This window comes from Altererythrobacter aquiaggeris (genome assembly GCF_037154015.1).
In the GTDB taxonomy this organism is placed as follows: Bacteria; Pseudomonadota; Alphaproteobacteria; order Sphingomonadales; family Sphingomonadaceae; genus Aestuarierythrobacter; species Aestuarierythrobacter aquiaggeris.
Window position 1 is genome coordinate 770041 of sequence record NZ_JBANRL010000001.1, and the last position, 21451, is coordinate 791491.

Consider the following 21451-nt stretch of genomic DNA (forward strand, 5'->3'; position numbering starts at 1 on the left):
CGCACTATGAACACTTTGACTGCCAATACTCTCGATCTGATCGGCAACACGCCGCTCGTGCGGCTGAATGGCCCGAGCGAGGCAGCCGGCTGCGATATTTTCGGAAAGTGCGAATTTGCCAATCCCGGCGCATCGGTGAAAGACCGCGCTGCGCTGTATATCGTGCGCGACGCGGAAGAGCAGGGAATGCTGAAACCGGGCGGCACGATTGTCGAAGGCACGGCCGGCAACACCGGGATTGGCCTTGCGCTTGTCGCCAATGCCCTGGGCTACAAGACGATCATCGTGATGCCCGAGACACAAAGCCGCGAGAAAATGGATACGCTTCGCGCGCTGGGCGCGGAGTTGGTGCTGGTGCCAGCTGCGCCGTTTTCCAATCCGGGCCATTTCGTCCACACATCCCGCCGTCTGGCGGATGAAACGGAAGGGGCGATCTGGGCAAACCAGTTTGACAACACAGCCAACCGCAAGGCCCACATAGAAGGCACCGCAGCAGAACTGTGGGAGCAGATGGACGGGCGAATTGACGGCTTTACCTGTGCCGCCGGAACCGGCGGAACGATTGCAGGTGTGGGCATGGGTCTGAAAGAGAAAGACGAAAAGGTCCAGATTGCCCTGACCGACCCGCACGGCGCAGCGCTCTATTCCTATTACGCCTGCGGTGAACTGGCCAGCGAGGGAAATTCGGTGGCGGAAGGCATCGGCCAGGGCCGGATCACCGCCAATCTGGAAGGCGCGCCAATCGATACCCAGTTCCGGATTTCCGATGAGGAAGGCCTTGAATGGGTCGCGCGGCTGCTTCGCGAGGAAGGGCTATGTCTTGGCTTGTCGTCCGGCATCAATGTCGCGGGCGCGGTCGCGCTAGGCAAACAGCTGATAAGCCAAGGTTACCAGCAGCCGCGCGTCGCGACCATTCTTTGCGATACAGGGTTCAGATATCTATCCTCGCTATATAATGCGCAATGGCTGAAGGCGAAGGGCTTGCCCGTTTTCGAATGGCTGGAAACCGCCAACGATTGACTAGCCCGCACTATCGATTAGCTTTGGAGCATGTCTGACATCTTTGATATCAAGCGATCCGGTCAGGATAGCGAACCTGTCAATCCTGTGGCCGCCTCGGCTACCCTGGGCGGTACGCGTGCGCAGACGGTGCAACGCTTGCAAGTCGGGCTGGTCGGTTTGGCAACCATGGTCCTGCTTGTCGGGCTCGCCAGCATAATCAATGACCGGGCATCCGAAAGCGAGGCCGCTCGCGTGCCCGAAGCGAGTGCGACTATGGCGCCCAGTGCGATAGAATCTCCGAAAAGCGATCCGCTTGTCGATGCCGGCGTAGTGCCGGATTTACCGCTGGTCGAATCCGGCGAGACACCCGACACACAGGGGCCAGTCCTGCCCGAACAGGGCAAGAATGTTGTCCCGGACTAGCATATCGGGCGTAACGGGACTGTGCGCAATTCTGGTCGGCGTCGCTGCATTGACGGCGTGCGCCGGTCCCCATGAGCGCCGCAATCTCGGGCTGTTCTCTACCTTGCCGATCTATTGGGGCGAGGTCGCCTCAATCGACGATATGCTCGCACCCGCCGAGGAGCCGCACTGGGCGAAAACGAGTTTGGCCAAAGAATTTGATCTGGTGCCGCTCGATGCGCTGATTGCAGAGGGCGAGGATTCCGGCTCGTTGCAGCAGTTTGGCCATCTCATTCTGGCGCAGCCCAGAGCGCTGTCGGCGGCGGAGAATGTCGCGTTGGACAATTGGGTGCGCCGCGGCGGGAAAGTGCTGATTTTTGCGGACCCCATGCTGACGCGCCACTCGCGTTTTTCGATCGGCGACCGCCGGAGGGCACAGGATGTCGTGATGTTATCACCCATCTTGCGCCGGTGGGGGCTGGAGCTGCAATTCGATGACAGCGAACAGGAAGGCGAGCGAAACTCGCCGATTGATGGCATCGCGGTTCCGCTCAACCTTGCCGGCAGTTTTGCGCTCTCAGCCGTGTCGCAGGATGCGCCGTCGCAGTGCGCTTTGTCCGCAGATAATGTTCTGGCCGAGTGCCGCATCGGTGATGGCCGTGCAGTCATTCTCGCAGACGCTGCGGTGCTCGAGGTGCATGGTCAGGACGAGAACCGCCTGCGCGCTGTCGCGCTGGAAAAACTTGTCGAAAAAGCGTTCGACTCGCTTTGAGGCAAATATACGGGAATACGCGGGAAAGGGTCCGCAACCTGATACTTGCCAGCGATTAAATCCCATGATTTCAGTATGGCGCGGCAGGCTGTCAAAGCCAGATTCAGGAGATATACGCCGAATGCGCGAGAAAGAAATTGAGTAAATTTATATAGTTACCGAAGTTACCCGCAATTTCCCGCACTTTTCCCTTCCAAACAAGCCCCCTGAAGGTTAATACCCTATCCATTGAACAGGTTTTCTGTGCTGCGCTTCGATTTTGTCGGGGCGAGCCGGTTGCGGGTGTCCGCTTCCGGTCGCGCGGAAGTCATGTTTGCAGAGCGGAAGGCAGCTCTGGCGGGGATAAGGTTGAGGGATTGGTCGAAGTGGCGGGAGCACTTCATAGCGGATATAACGGGCAGGCCTTTTCGCCGCAGGGCGATAAGGGCCGGTTTGTTTTACCACCAAACTTTCGCAAGGCTGTCAAAGCCTCGAGCGAAGGCCGCGTGCTGTGCCTGGCCAAGCATGACCGTTGGACCTGCCTGACGGGTTTCGGGCTCAGCCGCAAAATCGAACTCGACGCAGAGTTGGACCGCGAAGAAAACCAGGCGCTTGCGCTGGGCCAACATTATGATCGCGACCTGCATGCCATCAGCAAGTTCGGTTTTAACGAGTTGCCGTTTGATGACAGTGGCCGTTTTACGATGCCCGACCATCTCGCCGAACTCGGCAAAATCGGTGACCAGCTGTATTTTCAGGGTGCGGGCCGTTTCTTCACCATCTGGAACCCGGCCGAACTTCAGCGGATGGGCAATGGGTTGGAGAGCGCGCAGGTTGCCTGCGCCAAACTCGTCGCCGAATTCGAAGCGAAGCGGAATTGAGCATGGCCAAGGCCCCCCATATTCCGGTTTTGCTGGGCGAAGTAATCGAGGCTTTGGCACCGCAGCCAGGTGACGTTATCGTGGATGCGACTTTCGGTGCCGGCGGATACAGCCGCGGACTGCTGGATGCAGGAGCGACCGTACACGCATTTGACCGCGATCCCGATGCAATCGCTGCGGCGCAAGGGTGGAGCGAAATTTCCGGAGTTCCGCCGCGTTTGATCCTGCATGAGCGGCGTTTTTCTGAAATGGTGTCGGCACTGCGCGAAGCAGGCGTCGCACATGTTGACGGTATTACGATGGATGTCGGCGTGTCGTCGATGCAGCTTGATCAACCTGAGCGCGGGTTCGCGTTCTCCACTAGCGGGCCGCTCGATATGCGCATGAGCCGCGATGGCGAGAGCGCCGCAGATTTTCTCAATGCAGCGGACGAAGACGATATTGCAAACGTGCTTTACCAATACGGCGAGGAACGCCAGTCGCGCCGTGTCGCCCGCGCGATCGTGGCCGCCCGCCCGCTGGAAACAACCGGCGATCTGGCCCGTGTGGTTCGCAAGGCGCTGGGGCATCATCCCGGCGCACCCAAAGATCCTGCGACCCGCAGTTTTCAGGCTGTGCGCATCCATGTGAATGCGGAATTGGCAGAGCTTGAAGCAGGGCTCGAAGCCGCTGAAGAGCTGCTGCGCCCCGGCGGCCGCCTGGCAGTCGTAAGTTTTCACAGTCTTGAAGACCGGATCGTAAAGCGCTTCCTTCGATCCGCAGCCCGTGCCAGCGCCCCCACTTCGCGCCACATGCCTGCCGGCAATGTCGGGCCCGACCCGGTGTTCGCCAAAGTATCGAAAGCTATCCGACCTTCGGATTCCGAGACATCGCGCAACCCGCGCGCACGTTCGGCGACCTTGCGCCACGCTATCCGCACACAGGCGCCGGCACGGCAGGTGGCGGCATGATCGTCAGCGGATCACGTTTGCGCCAGATCGGCTGGGCCGCTGTGTTTGCGGTGTGTCTCGCCGCCTTTACGATGCTGACATTCAGGGTGAATGCGCTCAAGGCTGATGTGCAACATGCCGAGCGCCAGATCGTTCGGCTGGAACGCGCCAAAACCTTGCTTGAAACCGAATTTCAGACCCGCGCCAATCAGCAACAGCTTGCGGACTGGAATGAGGTGGAATTCGGTTACCGTGCGCCAGAGGCCGGCCAATATCTCGAAGGCGAAAGACAACTTGCCAGCCTTGGCGAGCCGCGGCTCGCCGATGCTCCGTCTCCCATCCGTGTCGCGCATAAGGCAGCGCCAAAGGGATTACAGATAATTGCGATGGTCTCGCCCATGACGGGCACTGCAAACGGCGATGGCGAACCGAAGAAAAGCGAGCGCGGAAAACGCAAACTGGATCTGGCCGAACGGCTGGCGATGGTGGATTTGTTGCCCGAAGTGCCAGATACGTCAAACATCGCCACCGAGACCGGCGAATGACCGCGATGGCAGTTAGCACGGCGCTCGCAACCGGCCGTGTCCAGCTGGTTGACATTCGCCGCAGCTCGCTCGGCGTGGCGCGGTTGCGCGTCTTGTGGGTGCTGGGCATTTTTTCGATCGTCGCATTCATGGCTCTGGTCCGGATCGCATTTCTTGGCATGGATGACCGGGCGTCGGGCCCATCAAGCCTCGAAGAACAGCTGCTGCCGCCGCGCGGCGAAATTAACGATCGTAACGGAGTTCCTCTGGCCCGGGCGTTCCCCGCATATGCATTGTGGTATGATCCGGGCAATCTTTCGGGCGACCAACCGCTGGTCAAACCGGCCCGTCAGGTCGCAACCGAGCTGGCGGCGATCTTTCCTGATATCGACATCGACGAAATGGAGGAAAAGCTGCTGGCCGGTCGGCCGGGCTATCTTCGTCGCCGCGTGTTGCCCGAAGATGCCAACCGTATTCAGGAAATCGGCGAGCTCGCTTTGGAAGTCCCTCAGGAAACCGATCGCCATTATCCGCAAGGTAAAATGGCAGCCCATGTTCTGGGATACGTGAATTCCGCCGATCAGGGAAAAATCGGCATGGAGTCGGTTCTGCAGGAGCGCCTGACAGATCCCGCAACCCGCGGTGTTCCGACCAGCCTGAGCATCGACGTACGGGTGCAGGGCGCGCTCGAAGATGAGCTTCGCCAGGGGATGCTTTCCACCAATGCGGTGGGCGCAGCAGGCATCGTTCTTGATGTCGATAGCGGCGAAGTCCTGGCGCTTGCCTCGCTTCCCGAATTTGATCCCAACAAGATTGATCAGGCCGGTGTCGATAATATGTTCAACCGCGTGACCAACCAGGTCTATGAATTGGGTTCAACATTCAAACCGTTAACCGTCGCTGCCGCTATTGACGCAGGCACGATCCGCGATTTCAGCCGTCCCTATCAAGCGAGCCGGCCTGTGGAACTGGGCGGCTTCAAGATTCGCGACAGCCATACCATTGCGCCTTATCTGAACGCTCCGCAGTCGCTGATCCACAGCTCCAATATTGTCACGGCGCAGATAGCGGACGAACTGGGCCCCGTGAAATTGCGCCAATACATGATCGATCTGGGGATGAACGAGCGCCCATACATCGAATTGCCAGCCAAGGGTTTTCCAATCTGGCCCGCAGGCAAATGGCCCCGCCTTCGCAACATGACTATCGGCTATGGCCACGGCATCGCGGTGACCCCGTTGCATTTGGCGAGCGCATATGCCGCGATGGTGAATGGCGGCATCTGGCGTCCGGCAACACTGCACAAACTCCAGCCCGGCACGATCCCCAAGGGGCGGCGAGTATTCAAGGCGAGCACTAGTGCGCGCATGAACCAGTTGATGCGGATGATTGCAGTTTATGGCACGGGCAAGAATGCAGACGCACCGGGTTTCCGGGTTGGCGGGAAGACCGGCAGCGCGGAAAAACCCGGCAATGGCGGGTACAAGCGCAGCACTCTCGTCTCGACCTTTGCTGCCGCGTTCCCGATGGACCGGCCCCGCTTCGTCATCATCGCGATGCTTGACGAACCGAAAGGGACAACGGCCAGCAGTTTCCAGCGTACGGCAGCATGGAATGCCGCACCTGTCGTGGGCCGTCTGGTGCCGCGGATCGGCCCGCTGCTGGGCGTTATGCCCGACGAAACCCGCGATATCGATCTCAGCGATCTTGAACCGCTTGTCGGCGGGAAGAACTGATGCGGCTGGGACAATTGATCGCCGCTGCGGGCTTGCAATCAAGCGTTGGCGCGACGTTGCAATACGATGATCAGGTTACGGGCTTTGCCATTGATAACCGCAAAGTCGCACCCGGAACGGTTTTCGGCGCATTTCAGGGGTCGGTGGTTAACGGTGAAGACTTTATCCCGGCGGCCATCAAAGCTGGCGCAATCGCTGTCGTCGCAAGAACCGGCGCCGCCGTGGAAGGCGCCGCTCACATAGCATCCGATCAGCCGCGCCGGGCATTTGCGGCGTTGGCGGCAAAGTTCTTTACCCCGGTGCCGGAGACCGTCGTCGCAATCACCGGCACCAACGGTAAAACGTCATGCGCCGAAATGACACGTCAGCTGTGGCGGATGTCGGGCGAGCGGGCCGCTTCAATCGGGACATTGGGTGTAACCACACCGGACGAAAGCATTTCAACTGGTTTGACAACCCCGGATATCGTTACGTTTCTGTCGAATATGAGCGGTCTTGCGCGCGAAGGTGTGACGCATGTCGCCTACGAGGCGTCGAGCCATGGACTTTCGCAATTTCGCAACGAAGGTCTGTCGGTAAAAGCTGGCGCGTTTACCAACTTCAGCCGGGATCATCTCGATTATCACGCTGATATGGAAGACTATTTCGCCGCCAAGATGCGCCTGTTCGATGAAGTCGTGATGAAAGGTGGCTCGGCCGTCATATGGACGGGCGACGAATGGACCGACCGCGCTGTTCAGCACGCGAAGGAGCGCGGCCTGGCCGTTTTCACAGTCGGTGAAAACGGTACCGGCATCCGCCTGATCGGGCGCACGCCAACCCGCCTTGGCCAAACGCTGGTCATCGAACATGACGGGCGCGAGCGGACACTGAACTTGCCGCTAATCGGTGCTTATCAGGCTGCAAATGCACTCGTCTCGGCAGGTCTGGTGCTAACGACAGGCGGTTCTGCCGAGACTGTATTCGACGGCGTATCCCGCCTTTCTCCGGTACGTGGCAGGTTGGAGCGCGCAGCAATTACACGCTCGGGCGCTCCTGTTTACGTGGATTATGCCCATACCGCAGATGCGCTCGCGGCTGCAATCGAAGCACTCCGGCCCCATGTTGCCGGTCGGCTGATGGTGGTTTTCGGGGCAGGCGGAGACCGCGATCAGGGTAAGCGGGCCGACATGGGCGCGGTTGCCTGTGCCAACGCCGATCTGGTCATCGTAACCGACGACAATCCGCGCAGCGAAGATCCCGCAGCAATCCGCGCAGCAATTCTGCAAGGCGCGGTTGGCGCGTCCGAGGTTGCAGGCCGCCGCGAAGCAATCATGGCTGCCATATCGCAGGCAGGCAGTGAAGATATCGTGTTGGTCGCGGGCAAGGGCCATGAACAGGGCCAAATTTTCGGCGCCGGCAACGCTATGCGAATATTGCCCTTCGATGATGTAACCGTAGCGCGCGAATGCGCTGCTCCAAGCGAACCCAGAACCGTGAACGGGGAATCCTGATGGCGTCACATCCCGCATTACTGCAGTGGCCCCGCGAGCGCGGTAACCGGGCAAAGCGGGCCTTGTGGGATGCCGCAGCGCTGGCCGACGCAATGGCTGGCTGCGCCAGCGAAGAATTCCAGGTCTCAGGTGTAGAAATCGACAGCCGTGACGTGCGGCCGGGTGACCTGTTTTTCGCTCTCAAGGGCGATGCGATGGACGGCCATGTCTTTCTGGAGAAGGCTTTTGCTGCGGGTGCGGCGGCGGCCGTTGTAGATCGTCCCATACCGCAGCCGCATATTCTCGTCGGCGACACATTTCTAGCGCTCGAGGCGCTGGCGTCCGCGTCACGTGACCGCAGCGCCGCAAAGCGTATCGGTGTGACCGGATCGGTCGGAAAAACGGGTGTGAAAGAAGCTCTGTTTGCAGCGCTCGATCGCAGCTCCAGCGGACAATCACACCGCTCGGTGAAAAGTTACAACAACCATGTCGGGGTCCCGCTCAGCCTGGCGCGGATGCCCGCGGGCAGTAAATACGGCATTTTCGAGATGGGTATGAACCATGCGGGCGAGATTGCCGATCTAACCGCGCAGGTCCGGCCAGATGTTGCCGTGATAGTGACAATCGCGCCAGCGCATATCGAAAATCTCGGTAGCGAGGAGGCGATTGCCGATGCCAAGGCCGAGATCTTCGGCGGTTTGAGGCCCGGCGGTACAGCCGTCATTCCGGCGGATAGCCCGCATTTTGCGCGCTTGCGCGATGCTGCGCGCAAATTGAATGCCAAGGTTGTATCATTCGGCCGATCCAGCGATGCCGATGTGCGTTTGCTTGATGCGATCCCATCGGCAAATGGCGGTTCGCTGGTCACAGCGGAGCTTGGCAAACACCGGCTGTGTTATTCCGTCGCCGAACCCGGAGAGCACTGGATAGCGAACTCGCTGGCCGTCATCGCCGCCGTCAGAGCGGTTGGCGGCGATCTGGGTGCAGCGGGACTGTCACTTGCCGAAATGGGCGGACTGAAGGGGCGGGGTGCGCGGCACAAGATTTCTGCAATTAGCGGTAAGGCTTTGCTCATCGACGAAAGTTACAATGCCAATCCCGCTTCCATGCGCGCAACATTGCAGCAACTGGGTCAAACCCCAGCCACACGCCGCGTCGCCGTACTTGGTTCCATGAAAGAGCTGGGCGACTTTGCTGACGGTTTTCACAGCCAGTTGAGCGAGCCGGTGATCGCAGCCAGAACCGATTTCGTCGTTCTGGTCGGCGACGAAATGCGCGCTTTGGCCAATGCCTTGTCACGTGAACTGGGGAAAGGCGCGGACCATACGCTTGGCATAGTGCCGGCATTCGCGCATTGCGCCTCTCCTGGAGAGGCAATTTCCGCCCTCGAGGAGTATGGTATTACATCCGGTGACGCGATCCTCGTAAAAGGTTCCAATTCGGTCGGCCTGGGCCGGTTGGTCGATCACTTTGTAAACCGGGAAGGCTGATGCTTTATCTAATCGCACAATGGCTGGAATTCGAGGGATTGTTCAACCTCGTGCGCTACCAGACGTTCCGGGCCGGTGCGACATTGATGACGGCGCTGTTTATCGGCCTGATGATCGGCCCGCGGTTCATCGAAATGCTGCGGGTACGCCAGGGTAAGGGGCAACCCATTCGCGATGACGGGCCGCAGAGCCACCTTGCGAAACGCGGCACGCCCACGATGGGCGGGTTGATGATCCTGATTTCGCTGATCGTGGCGTCATTGATCTGGATGGATTTGACGAGCCCGTTTTATTGGGCGTGTCTGGCTGTTACTGCCGGCTTCGGACTGATCGGTTTTCTAGACGATTACGACAAGGTTTCAACCGGAAGCCACAAGGGCGTTTCGGGCAAAGTCCGGCTGCTGCTTGAGTTTATCGTCGCCGGCATCGCCTCGTACATCATCGTCAGCCAGATCAATACCAACCTGTACGTTCCCTTCGTTTCGGGCGTATCCATTCCGCTCGGCCCGTTTTATTACGTCTTTGCCGCGACCGTGATTGTCGGGTTCGGCAATGCGGTCAATCTTACCGACGGGCTGGACGGATTGGCCACGATGCCGGTCATTATTGCAGCCGGTACATTTGCCCTGATCGTCTATTTGGTGGGGCGCGTCGATTACTCCGAATATCTCGGAATTCCTCATGTGCCGGGCGCAGGCGAGCTGGCGATATTCTGCGCCGCAATAATCGGCGGCGGTCTGGCATTTCTGTGGTTCAACGCGCCGCCAGCTGCCGTTTTCATGGGCGACACAGGCAGTCTGGCGCTAGGCGGCGCGCTTGGCGCAGTAGCCGTTGCTGCACATCACGAAATTGTATTACTGATCGTGGGCGGCCTGTTTGTAGCAGAAACGGCCAGCGTCATTATCCAGGTCTTCTGGTTCAAACGCACTGGCAAACGCATATTCCGGATGGCGCCAATCCATCATCACTTCGAACAGAAGGGTTGGGCTGAAAGCACGGTGGTGATCCGGTTCTGGATCGTATCGATCATTCTGGCATTGGCCGGTCTGGCAACGTTGAAGCTGCGGTGATCATATCGACCGCCTTTGCCGGCAAGAAATATGCCGTTCTCGGTCTCGCCCGATCAGGGCTGACGGCGGTTGCGACATTGCTGGCATCGGGCGCTGAAGTCGCGGCATGGGACCGCGAGCCGCAGGCCCGCGGATCACTGGACAACCGGGTGGAAGTGCTTGACCCGCTTACTGCAGATCTAACGGGTTATGACGGGATTGTCGTTTCGCCCGGTGTTCCGCTTAACTCTCATCCCATCACCGGTGTGGCGGCAAAATTCGGTGTGCCTATCATTGGTGATATCGAGCTTTTCTCCCAAGCAAGGGCAACCTTGCCGCCGCACAGGGTAGTGGGAATTACCGGAACAAACGGTAAATCGACGACGACAGCACTGGTGCATCATCTGCTCACCGAAGCCGGCATCACTTCGCGCATGGCGGGAAATATCGGCGCGCCGATACTTGGCGAACAGCCGCTCTCCAAGGGCGGTGTCTATGTCCTCGAACTGTCGAGTTACCAGATAGATCTCACACAGTCTCTGGCCTGCGAGGTTGCACTGCTTCTGAACATTACGCCCGATCACCTCGACCGGTATGATAGTTTTGAAGATTATGCTTTTTCGAAAGGCCGACTGTTTGCAATGCAGGCGTCTGGGCAGGTGGCCCTCTTTGGCTGTGATGATGCGCCGACCAACGCAATAAAGTCGGCGGCGTCGCTGCGCCGCCCGCAAGACCGGATCGTGTGCATTGATACCCGGTCGATATCGGATGCCCAGGGTGAATGGTTATCACTTCAGGGGCCGCATAATCTGCAAAACGCAGCAGCAGCAATCGGCATAGTGGAGGCTTTGGGTGTTACGCGCGCTCAATGGTCACCCGGAATGGCCAGTTTTCGCGGTCTTCCGCACCGGATGGAACGCGTGGCCGAAGCGGGCGGGGTCCTGTTTGTAAATGATAGCAAGGCAACCAACCCCGCTTCGACCGCACCTGCGCTCGCTGCTTTTCGGCCAAATCCTGACCCGCGCATCCACTGGATAGTCGGGGGATTACCCAAAAGCGAAGATTTGTCCGAATGTGAGGAATACATCGGCAATGTCGCGGCCGCATATACAATCGGTGAGGCTGGGGCGATGTTCGCCAATCTGCTTTGCGAGCGGACCCATGTCGAACGGTGCGAAATGATGGGCGAGGCTGTCAGCCGAGCGATCGCCGCTGCAAAACCCGGAGATGTGATCCTGTTGTCGCCAGCTTGCGCAAGTTTCGACCAGTTTCGCGATTACGAAAAGCGCGGGGATCACTTTCGCGAAGTAGTCGGCGAACTGACGGGTATGGTGACGCAGCCTCCGGCGGGTGACCTAAAGGGAAAAACCGCGGCATGAACATGGCGCAGCCCTATATTCCCCGTGGTGGACGCCCAGCAAAGGAGGTGGACCGCTATCGGCGCAATTTCAGGAATGAAATTCGTGTCTGGTGGCGCGAGGTTGACCGGGTTCTTCTCGCGGTCATCGGGGCACTGGTTGCAATCGGTATCGCGGCAGTGGCCGCTGCATCGCCGGCCAGTGCGGGGAGACTGTCGACCAGCGAGACAACTCTGCCGGATCTATATTTCTATTGGGCACATTTACGGTGGCTGTTTGTCGGGCTGCCGGTGATGATCGGCGTGTCTTTCCTCAGCCGTGATCACGCCCGCCAGACCGGCATAATTCTTGGTCTGGCGATGTTGATCGCGTTAATGCTCGTCCCCTTGATCGGGCATGAGGTAAACGGCGCCAGACGCTGGCTCAAGTTCGGTCTGACCATGCAGCCGTCCGAATTTCTCAAACCCGCATTCGCCATTGTGCTGGCGTGGATTATCAGCTGGCGGATGCGGGATCCGAAACTTCCTGTCATTCCGATAGCAACGAGCGTCATGGCGCTTGTTGCGGGGCTGCTGATGCTCCAGCCAAACCTGGGCGACACGATATTGTTTGCCGGTGTCTGGTTTGTCCTCGTGTTGCTGTCGGGTATTTCGATGCAGCGTATCGGAGCGCTGGCCGCCGCGGGAACCGCGCTGCTGACGTTGACTTATCTCCTGTACGATAACGCCAGATATCGCATCGACAGCTTCTTTGCCGGGGGCACGGCATACGATCAGGTCGATCTTGCCGAAAAAACGCTTCTGGCTGGCGGCTGGACGGGTACCGGCTTCTGGATGGGGCTTCAGAAATCAAGACTGCCTGAAGCACATACAGACTACATTTTTTCGGTCGTCGGCGAGGAGTTCGGCCTTATCTGGTGCGCGATAATACTCGCATTATATCTCGGGATGGTTGCGAGGGTGCTATCGCGCCTGGTGGACGAAGATAATCTGTTTGCAATGCTGGCAGCCGCCGGATTGGTCACGCAAATATCCGGGCAGGCATTCATCAACATTCTGGTCAACCTGCAACTTTTCCCGTCAAAGGGTATGACTTTGCCGCTGATAAGCTATGGCGGATCCTCGACGATTGCAGTCTGCCTTGCCATAGGGCTGCTACTGGCAATCACCAGGCGAAATCCCTTCCTGACCCGGGAGAACGAGGGGCTGGGCGCGGTTTTTGCAAACAGGAGTGCGCGCACATGAGTGCTGCGTCGAAACATTTTGTTCTCGCAGCAGGCGGGACAGGGGGGCATTTGCTTCCCGCGTTTGCATTGGCGGCGGAACTTGACCGGCGCGGGCATCATGTTGCGCTTGTGACTGACGAACGGGGGGCTGCAATCCCCGGCAAGCCCGAATTTTTGCCAGCGCACGTTTTGCCTGCCGGCAGGTTCGGCAAAAATCCGCTGAAATGGATTGGCGGATTGCGTTCGGTTCTCGCAGGCCGGCAAATGGCGTTGCGCCTTTTGGACAGTTTCGAGCCTACCGCGGTCGTCGGATTTGGCGGCTACCCTTCGCTCCCGACCTTGCTGGCTGCCACTTCGGCTGAAATTCCAAGTGTGCTGCATGAACAGAACGCCGTGCTGGGCCGGGTCAACCGCCTTCTGGCCAGCCGGGTCCAGGCCATTGCAACGGCCTATCCTGCCATCGACCGTCTCAAAGCCAAATTCAAGCCCAAGGTAGTGCTGGTGGGAAACCCGGTCCGGCCCGAAGTCCTCTCACTGCGCGACGAACCCTTTCCACCTTTTACCGAAGACGGCTTGTTGCGCGTGTTGGTGACCGGCGGCAGCCAGGGCGCAAGTGTTCTGTCGGAAGTGGTACCCGACGGCCTGTCAATGTTGCCGCCCGCGCTGCGCGCGCGGCTGCAGGTGACGCAGCAATGCCGGGCCGAGGATCTGGATGCAGTGCGCGAGCGTTATGCAGCCCATGACATACCAGCGGAACTGGGGACATATTTCGAAAATATGGCCACAAGACTGGCCGATGCGCATCTGTTCATCGGGCGGGCAGGCGCCTCGACCATTGCCGAACTGACCGCAGTCGGCCGCCCGGCAATCTTGGTTCCTTTGGCGATTGCCACCGACGATCACCAGACTGCCAACACGCGCGAGATTGTGAAGTCCGGTGGTGCCCGGGCCATTCCGCAAGCCAGGTTTCAGGCCAAGGAACTGGCCAAGCAAATCCAGGCGATGGCGCAGCACCCCGGAACATTGGCGACGGCAGCGCATGCCGCATGGAATTGCGGCCGGCCTGACGCTGCAAAAGATCTGGCCGATCTGGTCGAAAGCTTTGGCGGTAGCGAGCTGATGGATGTGATACGGGTTGGCGAAAACAACGCGAGGGGTGCATCCCAAGGCATACCGGCAGGGCAGGGCGCCGCGCGGGACTATCAGCTGTGAAGGGCGTTGGCACCGACATCGGGACGATTCATTTTGTCGGTATCGGCGGGATCGGGATGTCCGGCATCGCGGAAGTGATGCATAATCTGGGATACAGCGTCCAAGGCAGCGATCTGACAGAGGGGCCTTCGGTTGAACGACTGCGTTCGCGGGGGATTGAGGTCAGCATTGGCCATGATGCCGACAATCTTGCCGATGCCGCAGTTTGCGTGATTTCGACCGCTGTGCGCCGCACGAATCCCGAAGTGGCCGCCGCAATCGAAAAGCGGGTTCCTGTGGTGCGGCGCGCTGAAATGCTGGCCGAACTGATGCGTCTGAAGCGCACTGTTGCGGTGGCAGGAACGCACGGAAAAACGACCACCACAAGCATGATTGCCGCGGTTCTTGACGCCGGCGGGATCGACCCGACAGTAATCAATGGCGGCATCATCAATCGCTATGGTTCGAACGCCCGCATCGGCGACGGCGAGTGGATGGTTGTGGAAGCGGACGAGAGTGACGGGAGTTTCCTGCGTCTCGACGGAGAGATCGCGGTCGTTACCAATATCGATCCAGAACATCTCGATCACTATGGTGATTTCGAAGCGGTAAAGCGTGCGTTTGTCGAATTTATCGAGAATGTACCGTTCTACGGTGCCGCCATCCTGTGTATCGATCATCCCGAAGTTCAGAGGCTGATTCCCAAAATACGCGACCGGAAAGTCGTCACATACGGTTTCTCCGCCCAGGCAGACATTCGCGGCGAGAACATTCGTCCCAGCGCAGGTGGCAATGTGTTCGACATCGCCATCCGTGACCGCGAGGGACGCCTGAAAAAGATAAGAAATGTCTCGTTGCCCATGCCGGGCCGTCATAACGTCCAGAACGCGATTGCAGCGATTGCCGTCGCACTGGAAATGGGCTGCGACACAAAAACAATTTGCAACGGGTTTGAACATTTCGACGGTGTGAAGCGCCGTTTCACAAGGGTCGGGGAAGTCGCTGGTGCGATCATTATAGACGATTACGCGCATCACCCCGTTGAAATTCAGGCAGTGCTTTCGGCGGCGAGGGAGGCAACGACAAACCGTGTCATTGCGGTGATGCAACCGCACCGTTTCACGCGGCTTCGCGACTTGATGTCCGACTTTCAGGGTGCCTTCAACGATGCAGACATTGTTCATGTGATGCCGGTCTATGTCGCCGGGGAGGATCCGATCGAGGGCGTCAATGCAGAGGCACTGGTTGCAGGCCTGAAGGCGCGCGGTCATCGTTCTGCTACGGCGGTAGCTAATCCTGGCGAGCTCGCCGCTTCGCTGGCTGGTGAAGTGCAATCAGGCGACATGGTCGTTTGTCTGGGTGCCGGGGATATAACGAAGGTCGCAGCCGGTCTGGCTGACGCGGTCGGCGCGGAAATGGCGAAGTGATGAACCATGGTCAGCCCGACGATTGGTCGGTGAATGACGATGGTATGGCGCCGTCTTCCGCGCTTGAGGAATGGCCGGTCAAACCATTGGGCGTCACCGGTATCCGGGGCAAACTGACTGCTCATGCTCCATTGGCGAAACTGGTCTGGTTCAAAACCGGCGGTAACGCCGATTGGCTGTTCGAACCGGCCGATCTGGAGGATTTGAAAAGCTTCCTCGAACAAGTCAACGGCAGCCAGCCGGTGATGGGACTGGGGCTTGGTTCAAATCTGATCATCCGGGATGGCGGCGTTCCCGGCGTGGTCATCCGGCTGGGTAAGCCTTTTGCAAAAGCTGAAGATATTGGCGGCAATGTGATGCAATGCGGGGGCGGGGCGAGCGGAATTCTGGTTTCGTCCAACGCGCGCGATGCAGGTATTGCGGGATTGGAATTTTTGCGCGGGATACCCGGCACGGTCGGCGGTTTTGTCCGCATGAACGGCGGGGCCTATGGGCGGGAAGTGGCAGACATACTCCGCGATTGCGATGTGGTCTTGCCGGACGGGACGTGCATCAATCTGCCTGTCTGCGATCTGAAATATGCATACCGCCATTCTGCGCTGCTTGATGGTGCGATCGTCGTTTCCGCAAGGTTCAAGGGCGTACCGGGAGAACCGGCAGTTATCGGTGCTGAAATGGACCGTATTGCAGCGGCGCGTGAACAGTCGCAGCCGCTGCGAACGCGAACAGGTGGATCGACCTTTAAAAATCCGGCAGGGGCAAAAGCATGGCAACTGGTCGATGCTGCAGGATGCCGCGGGCTGATGATTGGCGGTGCTCAGGTCAGCGAGAAACACGCTAATTTTCTGATAAACAAAAATGATGCAACCAGCGCGGATATCGAAGCGTTGGGTGAAGAAGTGCGCCGCCGTGTCAAGCAAAGCGAAGGTGTCGATCTGGAGTGGGAAATCAAACGGGTAGGGCGTCCATGACCCAATTGCCGAAACTTCATGTTCTCGTGCTGATGGGCGGGTGGGCGAACGAGCGTTCCGTTTCGTTGATGAGCGGAAACGGTGTTGCCGATGCTCTGGAGAAGCGCGGGCATACTGTTACACGGCTCGACATGGACCGCCGCGTTGCAGCGCATATTGCCGCCGCAAAGCCCGATGTGGTATTTAACGCCTTGCACGGCGTTCCTGGCGAGGACGGGACAGTTCAGGGTATGCTGGATCTGATGGGCATACCCTATACGCATTCCGGCTTGGCCACTTCGGTGATCGCGATCGATAAAGAGCTTACCAAACAGGCACTGGTGCCAGCTGGCATTCCGATGCCGGGCGGGCGGATTGTCGATAGTGCGACACTCCACGAACGTGATCCGTTGCCGCGTCCCTATGTGCTTAAACCCGTCAATGAAGGTTCGAGCGTCGGCGTCGCCATCGTAACGGACGAGAGTAATTTTGGTAATCCGATCCGAAGCGATGCGGCAGGGCCATGGCAGCAGTTTGGCAAACTTCTGGCCGAACCGTTCATTCGGGGGCGCGAGCTGACCACTGCCGTGATTGGCGACCGGGCGCTGGCTGTCACCGAACTCAAGCCCAAATCAGGCTTTTATGATTTTGATGCAAAATATACCGATGGGATGACGGAGCATATTTGTCCGGCAGATATTCCGGAGGCGATTGGGAAGCTGTGCCTGGAATATGCGGTGAAGGCACACCGCGTGCTTGGTTGCAAGGGCACCAGCCGGACAGATTTCCGGTGGGATGACACACTGGGCGAGGCTGGACTTTTTGTCCTCGAGACCAACACGCAACCCGGAATGACCCCGCTCAGCCTGGTACCCGAACAAGCGAAATATTGCGGGATGGAATATGGTGATCTGGTCGAGGAAATTTTAGCGGAAGCGCTAAAAGATCATGCGGCAAAAGTCGGCGGAGGGCCGCAGACATGAGCACGACCATCAAGCGGAAAAGCAAGGGCGTGCGCCGTTCGGCAGCAGCAAAAGGCCGGGCGAACACAGCACGCAGAGCACGCGCAACAACAGGATCGGCACTCGATAGTGTGATGGCCGTGCTGCCCTTCACCGAAGAACAATTGCACAGGATATTTCTGGCGGTAATCCTTGGCGGGGCCGTCGCACTCGCGTGGTTCGTAGCGAGCCTGGCGGGAGTGCCGGCGATGGCGGAACGGCAAATTGCAACGCTTGCCTCGGATGCCGGATTTGAAGTGCGCACTGTGCAAATCCGCGGTGTCGAGCGGATGAACGAGCTAAAGGTATATGAGCGCGTCTTGGGATTGCAGGACCGCGCCATGCCGCTGGTCGATCTGACCGATGTGCGCGAAAATCTGCTTGAGCTCAGCTGGGTCAAGGATGCCCGCGTTTCGCGGCAATTACCCACTACGCTGGTAGTCGATATTGTCGAACGCGTGCCGCACGCGGTACTTAAAAAGCCTGATCGCCTCATGCTCATCGATGCCGAAGGTAACGAACTTGAACCGATCTCGATTGCCAATGCAAAAGGACGCTTGCTGGTAACCGGGCCCGGCGCGCAGCGGCAGGTTGCCGCCTTGGGCGCATTGCTGGATGCCGCGCCCGCTCTCAAGCCGCAGGTAACCGAAGCCGAGTGGGTGGGAAACCGGCGATGGAATCTGAAATTCGGCACCGGACAGGTCCTGGCATTGCCGCAGGGCGAGGAAACTTCATCTACTGCTCTGATATCGTTTGCCAGGCTCGACGGGGTAAACCGTCTGCTGGGAGGAAAAGTGGCGACATTCGACATGCGCGCGCCTGAACGCATCTACATGAGGATCCCAGGCCGGGCTCAGGAAATTCTTGATGCCAAGGGGTCTGCACAGGAATGAGCACGCCGCGCATCTCCCGCGTTTTCGGCGCCATCAACATCGGTTCTTTTCGGATCTCGGCGATGATTACCGGTATCTCCGAAACGGGAGAGATGGTGGTTCTGGGTTCAGGCCACCGTGCCGCGCAGGGCATCCGGCGCGGCTATGTCACCGATATGGCGGCAGCCACATACGCCATACGTGATGCTATCGAGCGGGCGGAAAAAATCGCCGGAACCAGCGTGTCGAGCGTCTGGATCGGCGCATCGGGAGCTGGATTGGCCAGTGATGTCGCCAAAGTCGAAATAGATATCGGCGGCAGACGGATCGAGGAAGACGATATCGAGCATCTCCTGCTCAGCGCGCGCGATACGATCCAGCCCGACGGCCGCATAGTTCTTCATGCCCAACCAGCGCATTACACGCTAGATGGTGCACATGGCGTGGCCAACCCAAAAGGCCTCCACGCAGAACGCTTGGGCGTTCACATCCATGTCATGATGGCCGACGGTGCGCCGCTGCGAAATCTCACCGAAGCGGTTGAAAGCGCCCATCTCGAAGTGGAGGCCGTTGTCGCATCGCCAATTGCGGCGGGCTACGCGTGCCTCAGTCCCGAGGAACGCGAACTTGGCGTCGCAATGATTGAATTTGGCGCAGAGGTCACCAACGTCAGCGTCTATGCCGGCGGGATGCTTCTGGGCCTGACAGCTATTCCCCTCGGCTCTGCCGACATGACGGATGCAATCGCTTCCGCGTTCGGAATTCGCCGTTTTCAGGCGGAGCGGCTCAAATGTGTTGCCGGAAGCGCCATCGCCAGTCCGACAGACCACCGCGAAATGATACCCGTCAATGGCCCGGGCGAAGAGGGGCCGAGCGAACTTGCCCGCCACGCGGACGAAAAAAACCGGATTCCACGGGCCGAGCTGGTATCGGTCATCACGGAACAGCTCGGCCGTTTGACGGACGAAGTGAACAAATCGCTTAAAGCTATGGGTTTTGCCGGAAATCGCGGACAGCAAGTCGTGCTGACAGGCGGCGGGGCGGAATTGGCCGGCCTTGCAGATTTTGTTCAAGGGGCACTTGGCCGGCCGGTACGGATCGGCAAACCGCCAACCCTTCGCGGATTGCCCGAAGCCCACGCAAATCCAGGGTTCGCTACGCTTGCAGGACTGTGCCTTTACGCCGCAGCCGACCCGATCGACATTCGATCAATCGAATCGAACCGGCAGATATCGACAAGCTATTCGGGGTTTGGTCTGGTCAATCGTTTGGTCGCCGCAGCCAGAGAATACTTTTGATGCAGCCCCGTTTACAGCCGCTTTTGTGATGAAGCGCACTGTGGATAAGGGTGAATACGCTTTGCACCGCTGAATCGCTTTGTGCCAAAGTGGAAAAGATAAATGAAGACGCATCTCGCAAGGCGAGAAAGGGACAGAAAATGAGTATCAATATCGGCCCGCCAGCCTCTGAAGAGCTCCGCCCGAAAATCATGGTAGTCGGCGTCGGTGGCGCTGGCGGAAATGCGATCGCCAACATGATCGATGCGGGTATCGAAGGTGTCGATTTCGTCGTGGCGAATACGGACGCACAGGCGCTAAACATTTCTTCGGCTGCAGAGCGCATCCAGCTTGGCCCTGAAATCACCGGCGGTTTGGGTGCCGGCGCCCGCCCCGAAGTGGGCAAGGCGGCTGCCGAAGAAACGGTGAAAGAGATTGAGGCGGCGCTTGAGGGCGTCAATATGTGCTTTATCGCCGCAGGCATGGGCGGCGGCACGGGCACTGGTGCCGCGCCGGTCATAGCCGAAGTCGCCCGGCGCATGGGCGTCCTGACCGTTGGCGTGGTGACCAAGCCGTTTCTGTTTGAAGGTACACGCCGGATGCGCGCGGCCGAAGCGGGTATCGACGAGCTTCAGGAACAAGTCGATACTCTGATCGTGATTCCCAACCAGAATCTGTTTCTGGTGGCCAAGGCAGATACCACTTTCAAACAGGCATTCGAACTGGCTGACGAGGTTCTGCAGCAGGGTGTGCGTTCGATTACCGATCTGATGGTCATGCCCGGCTTGATCAATCTCGATTTCGCCGATGTGCGCTCTGTCATGAGCGAAATGGGCAAGGCAATGATGGGCACAGGCGAAGGTGAAGGCGAAAACCGCGCGCTTGAGGCAGCTGAACGGGCCATTGCAAATCCGCTGCTCGACGGTGTTTCGATGCAGGGCGCCAAGGGTGTCATCATCTCGATTATCGGCGGCGAAGACATGAAGCTGCTGGAAGTTGACGAAGCGGCGAACCACATCCGCGAACTGGTCGATGAAGACGCCAATATTATCTGGGGCTCTGCATTTAATCCCGACCTTGACGGGCGGATACGCGTGTCGGTTGTGGCGACCGGGATCGACGGGGGAGCCGCGCCGCAACATCGGAGCGCGACGCAGGCATTCTCGCTAGGCGGTAATCGTGCACCAAAGCGGCCGGTGCTTGAATTGCCGGACGATAGTGAAGCCGAAAATTCAGATGATACTTTCGAACTTACCGAAACATCTGACGCAGACCCAGCGCCGGTTTTGGCCGAGCCGCAGTCTTATGAGCTTGAAACAGGTGCCGGCCTGCCAAAACCTGCAGCAGATGACGGGCAAAGCCAGTTTGATGTCGAAGGCGGTTATTCATCCGGCGCGGATACGCCGGACACTGATGGCGGCGATGACGATGCACCGGCCATGGGTCTGGGCCTGTCGCCGCTTGAACCTGGTGATAACCGGGAGGAAGATGACGATGATGGTGCCCCTGCAGGCGAAGGCGCAGACGAGCTTTTGCTGAATGCTGACCGGTTGGCAGAGGCCGACGAACCTTTTCAATCGGGGATCGGCGGGCGACGTCGCGGTCTGGTGGCCAAGGGCGAGGCAACCGGCGGCGGGGTCGATGAGTTTGAGCCCGATGGCGCCGGTTTGCCGGCAGATCCGGAACCTGCTCGCGCTCCCGTACCAGCACCGAAGGCGGCTGTGGCAGCTGAAAGCGGTGCCGGAAGCACCTTGTTCGAGCGTATGGCCAACCTTTCTCGTGGTTCGTCCAGTGACGACGACGATGACGATGACGATGATGACGGTTCAGCGCTCAGCATCCCGCGTTTTCTGGGGCGCCAGAACAATCAATAGCCGTTAGGTGCCTGTTCAGGCAGGTTCCGGCAGCTGTATA

19 protein-coding genes are annotated in these 21451 nt (G+C 58.9%); all 19 read left to right on the forward strand.

The features are described from left to right. Positions 1-6 precede the first annotated feature (6 nt). The 19 genes from WFP06_RS03685 (at position 7) to ftsZ (ending at position 21411) form a co-directional block, all read left to right on the forward strand. A complete protein-coding gene (locus tag WFP06_RS03685) occupies positions 7-1020 on the forward strand; it encodes a cysteine synthase A (protein ID WP_336985894.1) in 1014 nt (337 codons plus the stop codon). A 30-nt stretch (positions 1021-1050) separates the two neighbouring features. Next, entirely contained in the window at positions 1051-1425 is a 375-nt protein-coding gene (locus WFP06_RS03690; RefSeq protein WP_336985895.1) for a hypothetical protein, read from the forward strand. After that, positions 1409-2176 (forward strand): Gldg family protein, encoded by a 768-nt coding sequence (locus tag WFP06_RS03695; RefSeq protein WP_336985896.1) that lies wholly within the window; start codon positions 1409-1411, stop codon positions 2174-2176. Before WFP06_RS03690 ends, WFP06_RS03695 begins: the two co-directional genes overlap by 17 nt. 365 nt (positions 2177-2541) lie before the next feature. Continuing rightward, the gene (locus WFP06_RS03700) at positions 2542-3036 is read left to right on the forward strand and encodes a division/cell wall cluster transcriptional repressor MraZ (RefSeq protein WP_336985897.1); all 495 of its coding nucleotides are present in this window, start codon (positions 2542-2544) and stop codon (positions 3034-3036) included. 2 nt (positions 3037-3038) lie between these two features. Next, complete coding sequence (rsmH, locus tag WFP06_RS03705) at positions 3039-3986, forward strand: 16S rRNA (cytosine(1402)-N(4))-methyltransferase RsmH (protein ID WP_336985898.1); 948 nt, start codon at positions 3039-3041, stop codon at positions 3984-3986. After that, positions 3983-4510, forward strand: a complete 528-nt coding sequence (locus WFP06_RS03710; protein WP_336985899.1) for a hypothetical protein — start codon at positions 3983-3985, stop codon at positions 4508-4510. Before rsmH ends, WFP06_RS03710 begins: the two co-directional genes overlap by 4 nt. After that, positions 4507-6225 (forward strand): peptidoglycan D,D-transpeptidase FtsI family protein, encoded by a 1719-nt coding sequence (locus tag WFP06_RS03715; RefSeq protein ID WP_336985900.1) that lies wholly within the window; start codon positions 4507-4509, stop codon positions 6223-6225. The genes WFP06_RS03710 and WFP06_RS03715 overlap by 4 nt, the downstream gene beginning before the upstream one ends. Continuing rightward, the gene (locus WFP06_RS03720; protein ID WP_336985901.1) at positions 6225-7718 is read left to right on the forward strand and encodes a UDP-N-acetylmuramoyl-L-alanyl-D-glutamate--2,6-diaminopimelate ligase; all 1494 of its coding nucleotides are present in this window, start codon (positions 6225-6227) and stop codon (positions 7716-7718) included. The genes WFP06_RS03715 and WFP06_RS03720 overlap by 1 nt, the downstream gene beginning before the upstream one ends. Then, a complete protein-coding gene (locus WFP06_RS03725) occupies positions 7718-9187 on the forward strand; it encodes a UDP-N-acetylmuramoyl-tripeptide--D-alanyl-D-alanine ligase (RefSeq protein WP_336985902.1) in 1470 nt (489 codons plus the stop codon). Before WFP06_RS03720 ends, WFP06_RS03725 begins: the two co-directional genes overlap by 1 nt. Then, entirely contained in the window at positions 9187-10257 is a 1071-nt protein-coding gene (gene mraY, locus WFP06_RS03730) for a phospho-N-acetylmuramoyl-pentapeptide-transferase (RefSeq protein WP_336985903.1), read from the forward strand. Before WFP06_RS03725 ends, mraY begins: the two co-directional genes overlap by 1 nt. Next, complete coding sequence (murD, locus tag WFP06_RS03735; RefSeq protein ID WP_336985904.1) at positions 10254-11615, forward strand: UDP-N-acetylmuramoyl-L-alanine--D-glutamate ligase; 1362 nt, start codon at positions 10254-10256, stop codon at positions 11613-11615. Before mraY ends, murD begins: the two co-directional genes overlap by 4 nt. Before the next feature lie 2 nt (positions 11616-11617). Next, positions 11618-12838, forward strand: coding sequence for an FtsW/RodA/SpoVE family cell cycle protein (locus WFP06_RS03740; protein WP_336987617.1), 1221 nt, complete (start codon positions 11618-11620; stop codon positions 12836-12838). Next, on the forward strand, positions 12835-14031 hold the full coding sequence (gene murG, locus WFP06_RS03745; protein WP_336985905.1) for an undecaprenyldiphospho-muramoylpentapeptide beta-N-acetylglucosaminyltransferase: 1197 nt from the start codon (positions 12835-12837) through the stop codon (positions 14029-14031). The genes WFP06_RS03740 and murG overlap by 4 nt, the downstream gene beginning before the upstream one ends. Continuing rightward, positions 14028-15437: a UDP-N-acetylmuramate--L-alanine ligase gene (gene murC / locus WFP06_RS03750; RefSeq protein WP_336985906.1), complete on the forward strand. Its 1410-nt coding sequence runs from the start codon at positions 14028-14030 to the stop codon at positions 15435-15437. Before murG ends, murC begins: the two co-directional genes overlap by 4 nt. 44 nt (positions 15438-15481) lie before the next feature. Further along, positions 15482-16408, forward strand: a complete 927-nt coding sequence (murB, locus tag WFP06_RS03755) for a UDP-N-acetylmuramate dehydrogenase (protein ID WP_336987618.1) — start codon at positions 15482-15484, stop codon at positions 16406-16408. Next, positions 16405-17370, forward strand: coding sequence for a D-alanine--D-alanine ligase (locus WFP06_RS03760; RefSeq protein ID WP_336985907.1), 966 nt, complete (start codon positions 16405-16407; stop codon positions 17368-17370). The genes murB and WFP06_RS03760 overlap by 4 nt, the downstream gene beginning before the upstream one ends. Next, positions 17367-18281 (forward strand): cell division protein FtsQ/DivIB, encoded by a 915-nt coding sequence (locus WFP06_RS03765; RefSeq protein ID WP_336985908.1) that lies wholly within the window; start codon positions 17367-17369, stop codon positions 18279-18281. The genes WFP06_RS03760 and WFP06_RS03765 overlap by 4 nt, the downstream gene beginning before the upstream one ends. Further along, complete coding sequence (gene ftsA / locus WFP06_RS03770; RefSeq protein WP_336985909.1) at positions 18278-19558, forward strand: cell division protein FtsA; 1281 nt, start codon at positions 18278-18280, stop codon at positions 19556-19558. The genes WFP06_RS03765 and ftsA overlap by 4 nt, the downstream gene beginning before the upstream one ends. Positions 19559-19698: 140 nt before the next feature. Continuing rightward, the gene (gene ftsZ / locus WFP06_RS03775) at positions 19699-21411 is read left to right on the forward strand and encodes a cell division protein FtsZ (protein WP_336985910.1); all 1713 of its coding nucleotides are present in this window, start codon (positions 19699-19701) and stop codon (positions 21409-21411) included. Positions 21412-21451: the final 40 nt, after the last annotated feature.

Excerpts from the sequence above, each read along its gene's own strand:
- WFP06_RS03685 (WP_336985894.1), top strand. The coding sequence starts at position 7 with ATGAACACTTTGACTGCCAATACTCTCGATCTGATCGGCAACACGCCG.
- WFP06_RS03690 (WP_336985895.1), top strand. The coding sequence starts at position 1,051 with ATGTCTGACATCTTTGATATCAAGCGATCCGGTCAGGATAGCGAACCT.
- WFP06_RS03695 (WP_336985896.1), top strand. The coding sequence starts at position 1,409 with ATGTTGTCCCGGACTAGCATATCGGGCGTAACGGGACTGTGCGCAATT.
- rsmH (WP_336985898.1), top strand. The coding sequence starts at position 3,039 with ATGGCCAAGGCCCCCCATATTCCGGTTTTGCTGGGCGAAGTAATCGAG.
- WFP06_RS03710 (WP_336985899.1), top strand. The coding sequence starts at position 3,983 with ATGATCGTCAGCGGATCACGTTTGCGCCAGATCGGCTGGGCCGCTGTG.
- WFP06_RS03715 (WP_336985900.1), top strand. The coding sequence starts at position 4,507 with ATGACCGCGATGGCAGTTAGCACGGCGCTCGCAACCGGCCGTGTCCAG.
- WFP06_RS03720 (WP_336985901.1), top strand. The coding sequence starts at position 6,225 with ATGCGGCTGGGACAATTGATCGCCGCTGCGGGCTTGCAATCAAGCGTT.
- WFP06_RS03725 (WP_336985902.1), top strand. The coding sequence starts at position 7,718 with ATGGCGTCACATCCCGCATTACTGCAGTGGCCCCGCGAGCGCGGTAAC.
- mraY (WP_336985903.1), top strand. The coding sequence starts at position 9,187 with ATGCTTTATCTAATCGCACAATGGCTGGAATTCGAGGGATTGTTCAAC.
- WFP06_RS03740 (WP_336987617.1), top strand. The coding sequence starts at position 11,618 with ATGGCGCAGCCCTATATTCCCCGTGGTGGACGCCCAGCAAAGGAGGTG.
- murG (WP_336985905.1), top strand. The coding sequence starts at position 12,835 with ATGAGTGCTGCGTCGAAACATTTTGTTCTCGCAGCAGGCGGGACAGGG.
- murB (WP_336987618.1), top strand. The coding sequence starts at position 15,482 with ATGGCGCCGTCTTCCGCGCTTGAGGAATGGCCGGTCAAACCATTGGGC.
- WFP06_RS03760 (WP_336985907.1), top strand. The coding sequence starts at position 16,405 with ATGACCCAATTGCCGAAACTTCATGTTCTCGTGCTGATGGGCGGGTGG.
- WFP06_RS03765 (WP_336985908.1), top strand. The coding sequence starts at position 17,367 with ATGAGCACGACCATCAAGCGGAAAAGCAAGGGCGTGCGCCGTTCGGCA.
- ftsA (WP_336985909.1), top strand. The coding sequence starts at position 18,278 with ATGAGCACGCCGCGCATCTCCCGCGTTTTCGGCGCCATCAACATCGGT.
- ftsZ (WP_336985910.1), top strand. The coding sequence starts at position 19,699 with ATGAGTATCAATATCGGCCCGCCAGCCTCTGAAGAGCTCCGCCCGAAA.